Origin of the sequence: Marinobacter similis (assembly GCF_000830985.1) — a bacterium.
Lineage (GTDB): Bacteria > Pseudomonadota > Gammaproteobacteria > Pseudomonadales > Oleiphilaceae > Marinobacter > Marinobacter similis.
Genome location: NZ_CP007151.1, coordinates 1424231 through 1436797, shown reverse-complemented (window position 1 = coordinate 1436797; position 12567 = coordinate 1424231). Strand labels below are relative to the sequence as shown.

The 12567-nt window shown below is 60.1% G+C and carries 12 protein-coding genes and 4 pseudogenes; 4 read left to right on the top strand and 12 right to left on the bottom strand.

All coding sequences use genetic code 11. From position 1 onward, the window contains the following. Positions 1–45 precede the first annotated feature (45 nt). Both AU14_RS06640 and prlC read right to left on the bottom strand, forming a co-directional pair. Positions 46–300, bottom strand: a complete 255-nt coding sequence (locus AU14_RS06640; RefSeq protein WP_041339794.1) for a YheV family putative zinc ribbon protein — start codon at positions 298–300, stop codon at positions 46–48. Between the two features lie 57 nt (positions 301–357). Then, a pseudogene (gene prlC, locus AU14_RS06635) lies at positions 358–2400 on the bottom strand (oligopeptidase A). A gap of 208 nt (positions 2401–2608) precedes the next feature. Between prlC and AU14_RS06630 the strand changes: the two are divergent. Together AU14_RS06630 and AU14_RS06625 are read left to right on the top strand one after the other, a co-directional pair. Beyond that, on the top strand, positions 2609–3151 hold the full coding sequence (locus AU14_RS06630) for a gamma carbonic anhydrase family protein (protein WP_041339793.1): 543 nt from the start codon (positions 2609–2611) through the stop codon (positions 3149–3151). Positions 3152–3326: 175 nt separating this feature from the next. After that, on the top strand, positions 3327–3779 hold the full coding sequence (locus tag AU14_RS06625) for an Hsp20/alpha crystallin family protein (RefSeq protein WP_041339791.1): 453 nt from the start codon (positions 3327–3329) through the stop codon (positions 3777–3779). 33 nt (positions 3780–3812) lie between these two features. Here AU14_RS06625 and AU14_RS06620 read toward each other — a convergent pair whose 3' ends face one another. The 10 genes and pseudogenes from AU14_RS06620 to AU14_RS06585 form a co-directional block, all read right to left on the bottom strand. Continuing rightward, a complete protein-coding gene (locus AU14_RS06620; RefSeq protein ID WP_041339789.1) occupies positions 3813–4130 on the bottom strand; it encodes a PA4642 family protein in 318 nt (105 codons plus the stop codon). A 158-nt stretch (positions 4131–4288) separates the two neighbouring features. Further along, complete coding sequence (locus tag AU14_RS06615) at positions 4289–5122, bottom strand: flagellar motor protein MotB (RefSeq protein ID WP_041339787.1); 834 nt, start codon at positions 5120–5122, stop codon at positions 4289–4291. 4 nt (positions 5123–5126) lie between these two features. Then, positions 5127–5900, bottom strand: coding sequence for a motility protein A (locus AU14_RS06610; protein WP_041339785.1), 774 nt, complete (start codon positions 5898–5900; stop codon positions 5127–5129). Positions 5901–5953: 53 nt separating this feature from the next. Next, the gene (gene aroE / locus AU14_RS06605; protein ID WP_041339783.1) at positions 5954–6781 is read right to left on the bottom strand and encodes a shikimate dehydrogenase; all 828 of its coding nucleotides are present in this window, start codon (positions 6779–6781) and stop codon (positions 5954–5956) included. Beyond that, positions 6771–7327, bottom strand: a pseudogene (locus AU14_RS22680) (coproporphyrinogen III oxidase). Before AU14_RS22680 ends, aroE begins: the two are co-directional and overlap by 11 nt. 79 nt (positions 7328–7406) lie before the next feature. Continuing rightward, positions 7407–7697: a coproporphyrinogen III oxidase gene (locus AU14_RS22675; protein ID WP_269079115.1), complete on the bottom strand. Its 291-nt coding sequence runs from the start codon at positions 7695–7697 to the stop codon at positions 7407–7409. Between the two features lie 8 nt (positions 7698–7705). Next, positions 7706–8278: an L-threonylcarbamoyladenylate synthase gene (locus tag AU14_RS06595; protein ID WP_041339781.1), complete on the bottom strand. Its 573-nt coding sequence runs from the start codon at positions 8276–8278 to the stop codon at positions 7706–7708. A gap of 45 nt (positions 8279–8323) precedes the next feature. Beyond that, positions 8324–8626, bottom strand: coding sequence for a DprA-like winged helix domain-containing protein (locus AU14_RS23230; protein ID WP_330217965.1), 303 nt, complete (start codon positions 8624–8626; stop codon positions 8324–8326). Further along, positions 8610–9515 (bottom strand): DNA-processing protein DprA, encoded by a 906-nt coding sequence (gene dprA / locus AU14_RS06590; RefSeq protein WP_330217964.1) that lies wholly within the window; start codon positions 9513–9515, stop codon positions 8610–8612. Before dprA ends, AU14_RS23230 begins: the two co-directional genes overlap by 17 nt. A 68-nt stretch (positions 9516–9583) precedes the next feature. Next, positions 9584–10599 (bottom strand): annotated as a pseudogene (locus AU14_RS06585) (LysM peptidoglycan-binding domain-containing protein). Between the two features lie 435 nt (positions 10600–11034). Here AU14_RS06585 and def point away from each other — a divergent pair. Both def and fmt read left to right on the top strand, forming a co-directional pair. Next, the gene (def, locus tag AU14_RS06580) at positions 11035–11538 is read left to right on the top strand and encodes a peptide deformylase (protein WP_041339780.1); all 504 of its coding nucleotides are present in this window, start codon (positions 11035–11037) and stop codon (positions 11536–11538) included. 95 nt (positions 11539–11633) lie between these two features. After that, positions 11634–12567 (top strand): annotated as a pseudogene (fmt, locus tag AU14_RS06575) (methionyl-tRNA formyltransferase).

The following is a 12567-nucleotide window of genomic DNA, read 5'->3' as shown; positions in this document are numbered from 1 at the left end:
GCTCCCTCGCAGCCCCCAAACCAACCAGTCTTCGAGAACTAAACCTCAGTCATCATCCCCAGACTTAAAAAACACCACCTGCTTCACCGTGTGGTCATCCTCATTCTTACGCTTATTCACCCGCGTCTCCAACTCAGGATTGGCGGCCGGCGGCTCGGCATCCGACACCGCGTCGGTAAAGCCGCAGGCCACGCACTCGCGCACCTGATCGTCGTCATCGGTGGTGTACATCATGATCTTGTCCATCTCCGCGCAGCGGGGACAGACAGCGCCGGCGATGAAGCGTTTTGGACTCGCCATAACTAAACTCCGGAAATAGGTAACCGACAGTCTTTACGACTGCCGGTACACATTGGCTCAGGCGGCTTCGTCCGTGATGCCGGATTGTTTCAACAGGGCATCCACCTGGGGTTCCCGACCGCGGAAGGCCTTGAACAGTTCCATCGGCTCCTGGGAACCGCCTTTCTCCAGGATGTTCTGGAGGAAAGAGGTACCGGTCTCGGCGTCGAAGATGCCTTTTTCCTCAAACAATGAGAAGGCATCGGCCGCCAGCACTTCGGCCCACTTGTAGCTGTAGTAACCGGCTGCATAGCCGCCCGCGAAGATGTGCGAGAAGGCGTTCGGGAAACGGTTGAATTCCGGGGCCTCGATCACGGCAATGTCTTCGCGCACCTTACGATGCATGTCCAGCGGGTTAGTGGGTGCTTCCTCGCTGAATTCCGCGTGCAAGCGGAAATCGAACAGAGAGAACTCCAGCTGACGGACCATGCCCATGCCGGACTGGAAGTTCTTCGCCGCCAGCAGCTTCTGCAGCAAATCTTCCGGCAGCGGTTCACCGGTTTCGTGGTGCGAGGCAATCAGCGCCAGCGACTCCGGGTTCCAGCACCAGTTCTCCAGGAACTGGCTCGGCAGCTCGACCGCATCCCAGGCCACACCATTGATGCCAGAGACATCTAGCACATCGACTTGGGTCAGCATGTGGTGCAGGCCGTGGCCGAATTCGTGGAACAGGGTGGTGACCTCGTCGTGGGTCAGCAGCGACGGCTTGCCATCGACCGGCGGCGTGAAGTTACAGGTCAGGAAGGCAACCGGCAACTGCAGCTGGCCGCGCAGGTTGCGCCAGCGTACCCGGCAGTCGGCCATCCAGCACCGCCACGCTTGCCCTGGCGGGCGAACAGGTCGAAGTAGAACCAGGCCAGCGGCTCGCCATTACGGCTGATGCAGTAGGCAGTAGCGTCTTCGTGCCAGGTCTCTACCTCTGGCTTGGCTTCAATCTGCACGTCGAACAGTTTCTCAGCCACCCGGAACAGGCCCGGCACCACCTTGTCGACCGGGAACCAGGGCCGCAGGGTTTCCGGGGAGATGTCGTAGCGCTGCTGGCGCAGTTTCTCGCTGTAGTAGCCAATATCCCAGGCCTGCAGATCGTCGACGCGTATTCGTCACGGGCGAAGGCCTTGAGCTCGGCAAACTCCTGCTCGGCCACCGGCTTGGACTTGGCCGCCAGCTGGTTCAGGAAATCCAGCACCTCGTCGGTGTTGCGGGCCATCTTGGTGGCCAGCGACCGCTCGGCGTAGTTATTGAAGCCCAGCAGCTTGGACAGGGAATGACGACGCTTCAGGATTTCCGCCATCAGCGGCGTGTTATCCCAGGTGCCGGCATCCGGTCCCTGGTCGGAGGCCCGGGTGACAAACGCCTCGTACACTTCACGACGCAGGTCGCGGTTGTCGCAGTAGGTCATCACCGGGAAGAAGCTGGGGAAATCCAGGGTGATGACATAACCATCCAGCTCTTTCTGCCGGGCCGCCTGCTTGGCGCCGTCGAGGGCACTCTCCGGCACGCCGGCCAGCTCACTGGCATCGGTGATGTGTTTGTACCAGTTCTGGGTCGCGTCCAGCACATTGTCGCTGAAGCGGTTGGACAGCTCTGCCAATTCCCGGGACAGAGCAGCGTACTGCTGCTTCTGTTCTTCCGGCAAATCGACACCGCCCAGATGGAAGTCACGCAGGGTGTTTTCCACCGACTTGCGCTGGGCTTCACTGAGATCCTTGAAATCGTCGCGCGCGGCCAGTTTCTTGTAGGCCTCGCAAAGGGCAGCGTTCTGGCTCACCTCGGTGCTGTATTCGGTGAGCTTTTCCAGGCAGTTCTTGTAGACCTTGCGCAGGTCATCAGAGTTCTTCACTCCGTTAAGGTGCGAGATCACCGACCAGGCATTGCTCAGGTGGTCGTCCAGCGCCTGCATCGCTGCGCCAGGGTTTCCCAGGTCGGATCGTCCTGCTGCGCCAGGGTGGCGATTTTCATCCGGTTCTCACTGAGAATCTGATCAATGGCCGTTTCCATGTGCTCGATACGGACATGGTCAAACTTCGGCAGAAGATCTTGAGTCAGTAACGGGTTATTCATAGGTCCCCTTCTCAGCTGTTCGTGGGTAAGGTATTTTCGGTTATCTCCAATGTTCGGGGGAGTGTTCGGAGGGGTGCTTTCCAAAACTGTGCGAAGCCATGGATGGCGGAGCTCAAACGCCACATGGACGTGCTCGAGCGGGTTTTGGAAAGCACCCCTCCGAAGACTCCCATCTCCGAATCAATGTTACATCTAGAGAGTATATGTAATGACGAATGTACGTTCTCACAAGGGCAAAGCACCACAATTTGGTGAACGCAGCTGGATTGATCCCAGTGCCGTGGTGATTGGCGATGTCCAGACCGGCGACGATTGCTCGATCTGGCCGATGACCGTGGTGCGTGGTGACATGCACCAGATCCGCATCGGCGACCGTTGCAGCGTCCAGGATGGCTCAGTGCTTCACATCACCCACGCCAGCGACTACAACCCCGGTGGCTACCCGCTGACCATTGGTGACGACGTCACCATCGGCCATAAGGCCCTTCTGCACGGCTGCACCGTGGGCAGCCGGGTCCTCGTCGGCATGGGGTGCATCATTATGGACGGCGCGGTGGTGGAAGACGAGGTCATCGTGGCGGCTGGGTGCCTGGTGCCACCGGGCAAAACGCTGGAATCCGGTCACCTGTACGTCGGTTCACCAGCAAAAAAGGCGCGGGCGTTGACCGACAAGGAGCGGAGTTTCTTTACCTACACCGCCGCCAATTATGTCCGGCTGAAAGACGATTACCGGGCCGAGCAGTCAGACTGACCCAGATCAAAAAATAGACAACAGGGTCCTTGAAAACGGTTCCGGCGATCCTACATTCGCTTATAGCAGATGTTCACGGATAACCATCCGGCTGGCGCCACCGGTGTTGGGCAGTTCCGCGAGCGAAGCTGAGACAAAAAGTACAGATTCGTTATCGTGAAGAGGAGGTATCGCCATGAGCAACCTTACCCGCTGGAATCCGGTCCGAGAATTCGACGACCTGATGAACCGTTACAACCGAATGTTCGGCTCAAATTTGGCCAGTGAACGTGAAGGCAAGGACCTGTTCAGCCGAAGCGACTGGGCACCGGCTGTCGACATCAAGGAGACCGCCGAGGCCTTCACCATCGACGCCGAGCTTCCGGGCATGTCGAAAGACGACGTTAAGGTGACCGTGCACGACGGCGTGCTGACCATTGAGGGTGAGCGCAAGCACGAAGAGGAAAGCACCGACAAGAAGCAGCATCGTATCGAACGCTTCTACGGCAGCTTCATGCGCCGGTTTACCTTGCCGGAAAATGTCGATGAGAACAGCGTGAAAGCCAACTTCAAGGACGGGCTGTTAACCCTCACGCTGCTGAAGGCTGAACCGAAAGAGCCCAAGGCCATTGAGGTGGATGTCCAATAAGCTCAAGCGGATTCAGCTGGTGACGCCGGGAACTCAGTTCCCGGCCGTCGCCGACCGTTTTGCACCGGCCTGTTTCAGGGCCTGGGCGTAATCAACACTGCGGCGATGCTCGGAAATCAGGTCGAGAATGGTTTCGCCCCGCTCGTTCACCGCATTCAGATCCCGGCCAGCCTCGACAAAGAATCCGATAAAGCGCTCGAAATCCCCGGCACGCATGGCCTGATAGGCTTTGAACAGGGCGTTGTAATCGGCATTCTTGCTGCTGTCATAGGGATCAAGGGCGAGAAAGCTTTTTACACGCTCATCGCTCCATTCCTCGCCGATGACTTTGGGCTTGTCGGGTCCACTCATAATCGCTCTCTCATGATTCAATGCTTTTGGGGTTCGGCGCCACACACCATGGCTCCGCCACAGGCCGCACAGTATAAGGCCCAAAAATCGGATCAGTTATATGATTTCTCTATGAGAATCTTTGCCTTAAGCATAAGGCGAGGGCGTGGAACCGGCCGCTAGGGCAGAATTTCGATGGGCTCGTCACCGACCGGGGCGGCCTCCTGACACCGCGGATCACGGATGGCAATCTCGACCCGGCGATTCAGTGCCCGATTTTCCGGCGAGTCGTTCGGCGCCAGCGGGTTGGTCTCCGCCCGCCCTGCGGCCACCACCCGGTCTGCCGGAACCTGGCGGTTGAGCACCAGTTCGTGCACCACCGACACCGCCCGGGCCGCTGACAGGTCCCAGTTGGAGCGGAAACGGTCGCTGGAGATCGGCCGGTCATCGGTGAAACCGGAGACGAAGACATTACCGGGGCAGTCAGCCAGTACCCCTACCACCCGCTCGATGATCGGAATCATCTCCGGCTTGATATCCGCCGCCCCGGAACGAAAGGTCGCCTCTTCGGAAAACCGGATAACAACCTGTTGCTGGTCGTAATTGATGTTCAGGGCATTAGAGGCAACTTCCGACTCCAACTCACTGACCAGCCGGCTGGCCAGGTCGATAACGCCGCCCGGAATCTTGGTGTCGGTCTCAGCCTCGGCTCGTTCGTCAATGAACTCCGGAACCATTGGCTGACTGTCACTGGGTTCGGGCAGGGACACGGTGTCCGATTCGATCAGGGTGATCGGCGAGCCGCCCACGTCCTGGCCCACCACGTTGCTGGAGCCCAGGGCCACAGCCATGGAATTGGCCATGGCCCGGTACTTATCCACATCCATCTCGGCAAATGACAGCAGCAGAATGAAGAACGTCAGCAGTAGGGTCGCCAGATCGGCAAAGGTGACAATCCAGGCCGGGGTTGAGTTCTTCAGACGGCTGCGATTCTTCTGCTGGACGACTTCCAAAGCCTCAGGCCTCCCGCTCAGGCGCCAGAGCCGTGCGATGGTCCGGGTGCACAAACGAGGACAGCATTTCGGTCATGACACGCGGGTTCTCACCACGCATGATGTTTTTGATCGAGGTGATGATCAGCATCTGATTGCGGGTTTCGTCTTCCGCCTTTAACTGCAGTTTGTCCGCCAGGGGCAGGGCGATCAGCTGGGCAATGAAGGCGCCATACAGAGTGGTCAGCAGGGCAATGGCCATGGCCGGACCAATAGACGAGGGGTCATCGAGGGTGTTGAGCATCTGCACCAGGCCGATCAGGGTGCCGAGCATGCCAATTGCCGGAGCCGATTCGCCAATGCCGCGGAACACCCGTTCCGCCACTTCGTAGCGCTCGGATATCTGCTGGGCTTCTTGGGCCAGGGCTTCCTCAACCAGCTCCGGCGGGTGGCCATCAACGCACAGGTTAATTGCCTTGCGTAAGAAATCGTTGTCGGTGTCATGGTTTTCCAGGCCCAGGATGCCTTCCTTGCGAACTACCAGAGCCAGGGCGCCAACCTCCCGCACCAGCGCCGCGGGCCGCGCGACCCGGTCGGTAAAAGCGGCGCTGAAGGCGAGGCGGAAGGCACTCATGATCGAGGGCATACGGAACTTGATCAGGGTGACCGCGAAAGTACCACCAAGGACGATCGCCAGACCCGGCAAATTCAGGAATGTCAGGAATGAGGCGTTGGCCAGCATGGCCATGGCCACGATCAGAACACCGGCAACCAGCCCGACGAGGGTGAGTATGTCCATTGAAACCCCTTTAGGAAGATGACCTTGAGCCTAGCCCAAAACCCGGCCGCGGCTCAGTCGTTTCGTAGCTGTTCGGTAACCGGAGCAGTTTCCGGCCGCACGCCGCGCCAGAGCCGGAACGATTCCGCCGCCTGTTCCACCAGCATGCCAACGCCATCGAACACCCGTCCGGCGCCGTTATCCAGGGCCCACTGGTTAAACGTCGTGGTCTGCAAAGAGTACATCATGTCGTAGATGACCGTTTTGCTGCCGATCACAGTGGGCGACAGCGGCGGCAGATCGCCCTGAAGGCTGGCGCTGGTGCCATTAATGATCAGGTCATAAGGCTGGTCCGGCTGCTCGAAACCAACGGCGTTGATGTCCACTCCCGAGGCCGCCGGTGCGAACAACTCCGCCAGCGCCTGGGCCTTGGCCACCGTCCGGTTAGCGATGGTCACCGAGGCCGGCTGCTGCTCCAGAATAGGCCCCAGCACGCCCCGGACTGCACCGCCGGCGCCCAGCACCAGCACCCGAGCCCCGTTCAGGCGAATACCGTGATTGCTGGTCAGATCCCGAACCAGCCCGCAGCCATCGGTGTTATCGGCAGTCAAACGGCCCTGGTTATCCCGGTACAGAGTATTAACCGCGCCGGCCTTTTCAGCCCGATCGGTGCGGACCTCGGCCAACTGCCAGGCCTGTTCCTTGAACGGCACCGTGACATTCAGGCCCTTGCCACCGCGCTGGAAAAAATCGCGGACCGTGCCGGCAAAATCCTCCAGCGGGGCCTGGATAGCTGTGTATTCAACCGCCTGCCCGGTCTGCTGCGCAAACAGGCTGTGGATCCGGGGCGACTTGCTGTGACTGATGGGGTGGCCAACAACGGCGTACAGATCATTGTTCATGGTTGGTCTCCAGCCAGTTGCGTCCAGTCAGGAAAAACTCGGTCAGCCGAGCTTCCTCTGAGCCCGGTTCCGGTGCCCGACCGTAGTCCCAACGTACCAGCGGCGGCAGCGACATCAGGATGGACTCGGTCCGGCCCCCGGATTGCAGGCCAAACAGGGTGCCCCGGTCATACACCAGGTTGAACTCGACGTAGCGGCCCCGGCGATAGAGCTGGAAGTCCCGCTCGCGCTCGGTATAGGGCTGCGCCATGCGGCGGCGGACAATGGTTCGTAAGCGTCGATGTAACTGTTGCCCACCGACTGCATGAGCCCGAAGTCCTGGGCGAAATCACCGGTGTTGTGGTCGTCGAAGAACAGACCGCCAATGCCCCGGGGTTCGTCCCGATGCTTGAGGTAGAAATAGTCGTCACACCAGTGTTTGAAATGGTGATAGAGACCATCCCCGAACGGCTGGCAGGCGGCCCGCGCAGTCTGGTGCCAATGCACACAGTCGTCCTCAAAGCCGTAATACGGGGTGAGGTCATAACCGCCGCCAAACCAGTACACCGGCTCGGCGTCCGGAGCGTCGCCATGAAAAACCGCACGTTGGCGTGGGACGTTGGCACATAGGGGTTATTCGGATGCATCACCAGAGACACGCCCATGGCTTGCCAGGCGCCCCAGCCAGGTGCGGGCGATGGGCAGTGGCGGAGCCCGGCATGGTTTCCCCCATCACATGGGAGAAGTTCACCCCGCCTTTTTCGAACACTTTGCCATCGGTGATGACCCGGCTGACACCGCCTCCACCCTCGGGCCGGTCCCAGGCGTCACGGACAAAGGTAGCCTCGTCCTCGAGCGCCTCCAGGCGGCTGCAGATTTGCTCCTGCAGCCCCAGCAGGTAATGTTTGACGGCGTTGATGTCCGGACTTTGTGACATGGATTCTCCTAGCGAAGCTGCTGACCACTGACGATATCAATAATCCGGCTGGGCTGGCGATTGCCACCCAGGGCCCCGGGCACAATCCTATCCAACTGGTCGCCAAAATAGCGGCGAACCTGCCAGGAATACCAGGCTGGCTGGCGGCCGGCGGGGTTGCAAGACGTCGAAACCAGGGGACGGCCCGCCTTTTCGCAGAGGGCGCGCACCACCGGATGATCGCTGACCCGCACCGCGATGGTGCTGTGGCGGCCGCGCACCCACTCGGGCACTTGTTCGTGCACATCGGGCAGCAAGCAGGTGACTGGCCCTGGCCAGTGCTGCTCGGCTTTGCGCTGCATCTCTGGGGGCAGGGCATCAAGCAGGAACCGGACTTGTTGCACCGACGCAGCAACCAGGATCATGCCCTTGTCCATCGGTCGCCGCTTCAGTTCCAGAATCCGCTCAACCGCCTCCTCGTCCCAGGGATCACACCCCAGGCCCCAGACCGCTTCGGTGGGATAGGCGATGACACCACCGCCAGCAAGGGTTCGATAAGCGCACTGTAACTGCCAGTCACTGAGGGGGTTGGGTGCCGTCATGTTGATCTTCGTCAGCTGAAATCGAAAGTGATTCTGGCACTGGGTTCAGGCAATGCGCAGGAAGCCGCCCGGAGCCGAGCCCACCAGCCCCTGCAACTCCAGTAGCAGCAGGGCCTGCATGAGCTGATCGGCGGGCAAACCCGTTGCTGAACTCAGTGCATCGGTTGACTGCGGATCATACCCTAAAGCCTCATACACCGCGATTTCCCGACTGGCCAAACCGGCACCCGGCTTTGCCTCAGGCACGGCCGTGGCCAGGACATCACCCGGGCAGCTGTCCGCGCCGCACTCACCCTGGAACGACCACCAGGTTCCCAGTTCCTCCAGGATGTCATCGACGGTTTCCACCAGCCGGGCGCTGCTTGATCAAGTGATGGCAGCCACGGGCAACAGGGCTGTGTACCGAACCGGGGATCGCGAACACTTCCCGGCCTTGTTCCAGCGCCAGCCGAGCGGTGATCAGAGAGCCGCTTTTCAGACCCGCCTCGACCACCAGGATGCCCCGGCTCAGGCCACTGATGATCCGGTTACGCTGGGGAAAGTGGCCAGCCCGGGCCGGGGTTCCGGGCGGGTACTCCGACACCATCAGGCCCTGAGCAATCACCCGCGCCGCCAGCCGGCGGTGCTGGCTCGGATAGACCCGGTCGAGGCCACATCCGATCACCGCCACGGTGGGCGCTCCGGCATCTAACGCCCCGGCGTGAGCCGCGCCATCCACCCCCAGAGCCAGACCGCTGGTGATCAGCAGATTGCGGCGACTAAGTTCTGCGGCGAAGGTGCGGGCATGATCCAGCCCGGCCCGGGTGGCATGGCGGCTGCCAACCACCCCAATCTGGTCCTGGCTGAGCAGGCTCGGGTCGCCCTGGGTGTAGAGCACCAGGGGCGCGTCGTGAATATGGCGCAGGGGATCGGGAAACAGCGGATCGGATGAGGCAATCACGGCAATACCAAGGCGTTCACAGTCCTGCTGAATCGTCGCCACCTTTGCCGTCACCGGGTGCTGGCGGTCACCGCCTTGCCAGGCCTGGATCGCGGCGGTGGTTTCCGTAGGCAGGCCGAGGGCCTTCAGGGTCGCCGGATTCAGCGCGAGTACGTCGGTGAGATTGGGGTAGGCGGTGCTGAGGTCACGGCGCAGACGCCGGCCGAACTTGGGCAGGCAGCTCAGCAGCAGCCACTCGGCCGTGTTGCAGCCGTAGGCACCCGAAGCCCGGGTGTCAGGGAAGGCTTGATCGGTCACGTTGTCATCCTTGTAAACGAAAAAAGCCGGGCCATCCTGGCCCGGCCGTATTCTTTAACCCCAATGGTTCAGGGGTTGGTCACCTTGTCACCCACAGACAGCGGGCGGGTGGCCTGCAACACCAGGCCATAGCTCATCTTCTCGTAAGCCTGGAAGATCATCATCAGACCGGCGCGCTCGGACGGCAGTTCAATGGTTTCCCCGGTAACCGGGTCCCGAACCATGTTGCCACTCTTCAGAACCGACATGACGTTGCCCGGCTCCAGACCATCACGCTCACCACGGTTAATGGTGACCACGTCGAACTGGCCGATCTGGCTGACACCGCCATCCACGGCAATCATCTGGCCCTCCACGTCCTGCTCAGGCGCGCTGGGCACGAAGCTGGTAGCAATGGGCCGGTTCACGCTGGTCAGCAGGCGGTCGCCAATGCGGATTTCCTGATTGGACTTGGTCAGGCGCAAGGTTAGCACGTCGCCGTTTTCGGCGGTAACGTTACCCGCACCGATGCTGCGTGCTTCCAGGCCCAGGAATTCCCCGGACTCCGGATCAACAAATTCCTTGGTGCGACGGAAAATCCCGACCTTGTCGGCGGGCTTGTCGCCGCGGGCGTAAACGCGATCACCGGCACCGGTAATAATGCGGCCGTCTTCACCTTCCAGCACGTAGGGTGCGCCGTTCAGTTCGGCCGGGGTCACAATGCGGGTGTCGGTCAGGAAGCTGCTGATGGCGTCGAGCGGAATGGCCGGGATCGGCGTATCAATGGCTTCGGAGCGAATCTGCGGTGACAGCTTGACGACATCACTGGAGCGACCTTGGTCACCCGCGGTTTGCCGTCGATGTACACCAGAGCCAGGCGATCACCCGGGTAAATCAGGTGCGGGTTCTTGACCTGAGGATTCACGTGCCAGATCTCGGGCCAGTACCAGGGGTTGTTCAGAAATCGGCCTGAAATATCCCACAGCGTATCACCCTTCACGACAGTGTAGCGCTCGGGATGATCGGACCTCAGCTCCGGTGCAGCGTGGGCCCAGGAGGTGAACAGCAGCGTAAATGCTGCCAGAGCGTACAGCAGTTTCCTCATTGTGTAAGTCCTTGATCGCGTGCCTTGAGTCTTTGCATTCTGTTGGGATGCAGCCTGTTGCTTGCAGCTTATTACGTTGTTATTCCTGATACTATAGAAGAAGTCCCGGAATTTGTGATGTTATCTTTTGTTCTTCCAGTAAATTCTACCCGGACATTGAAAGATTTTAGCTATTAACTGATCAGTTTGTACTCAATCGACGAATTATTGGATAATAGTAGTATCGCGTTAGCGCGGCCGGTAACCGTTGAATCCTGCGGTTGCATCCCGATTATATTAGATAACGGGTGATTTTTTGCGCAGTACGCTGTCGCATTTTAGCGATCAGTTGCACTTGCTTTCAGAAAGTTACACACCCGATGACTATGTAGACGAGGTAAACGGGACAGCAGCGCCAACACTGAACACAGTCAGACAGGTTTAAACACGAGCGACATGATACTAGATATTCTCGAATACCCGGATCCCCGCCTGCGCACCATTGCCAAGCCGGTGGACGAGGTGACAGACGACATCCGTACGCTGATCGACGACATGTTCGAGACCATGTACGATGCGCCCGGCATAGGCTTGGCGGCAACTCAGGTCAACGTGCACAAGCAGATCATCGTGATGGATCTGTCCGAAGACAAGAGCGAGCCCCGGGTGTTCATCAACCCGTCAGTTGAAGTTCTTGATGGCGATCTTGAGGACATGCAGGAAGGCTGCCTGTCGGTACCCGGCTTCTACGAAGACGTCAGCCGTATCGAACACGTCATGATCCGAGCCATCGATCGGGACGGCAAGCCCTACGAACTCGAAGCCCGGGGTTTGCTGGCGGTCTGTATCCAGCATGAGATGGACCACTTGAACGGCAAGCTGTTCGTCGATTATCTCAGCTCCCTGAAGCGCAACCGGATTCGCAAGAAGCTGGAAAAACTGCATAAACAGAGCGCCTGACTGGCAAGCGGTTCGCCGTTCTTGCAGGACTACAGACCTCGGACCGGGTTACGACCCGGTCTTTTCGTATTCAACGAGACAGAGACTTCAGCACCGTGCGACTTGTTTTTGCCGGCACCCCCGATTTTGCTGCCACCGCCCTGAAAGCCCTGCTGGGTACCCATCACACCGTTGTCGGCGTTTATTCCCAGCCGGACCGACCCGCCGGTCGTGGCCGCAAGTTAATGCCCAGCCCGGTCAAACAGGTGGCCCTGGACGCCAGCATCCCGGTGTTCCAGCCGGAGAACCTGAAGTCCGAGGCAGCTCAACAAGAGCTGGCCGACCTCAAGCCGGACGTGATGATTGTGGCCGCCTATGGCCTGATCCTGCCTGAAGCAGTGCTCGACATTCCCACCCACGGCTGCCTTAACATTCATGCCTCCCTGCTGCCGCGCTGGCGCGGTGCCGCGCCGATCCATCGCGCCCTGGCCGCGGGCGATCGGGAAACGGGCATTACCATCATGCAGATGGACGCAGGCCTGGACACCGGCGCTATGCTGCTGAAAACGATGACCGCCATTGACGCCAGCGATACCGGCGGCAGCCTGCACGACCGCCTGGCGGACCAAGGTGGGGAGCCATTGTCGAAGCCCTGCGATTGCTGGAGAAGGGCGAATTGGCCGGTGAAGCCAGAATGACGACTTTGCCTGCTACGCCCATAAACTGGTGAAAGACGAAGGCCACATCGACTGGACCCGGAATGCCGCCGACATTGAACGCCTGGTCCGCGCCTTCAATCCCTGGCCCGGCACTTACACCGATCTGGATAGCCAGCGCATCCGCATCCACGCCGCCACCGTGCTGGACGAGGACAGCCAGCAGCCGGCGGGTACGGTGCTGCGCCGGGAGCGTGAAGGCATCGACGTTGCCTGTGGTAACGGCACCCTGCGGATTTCACGGGTGCAGCTGCCAGGCTCCCGCGCTCAGAGCGTGAACGACCTGATTAATGGCGGCAAACAGCTGCTGCTGCCCGGCCAGGAGCTGCACTGA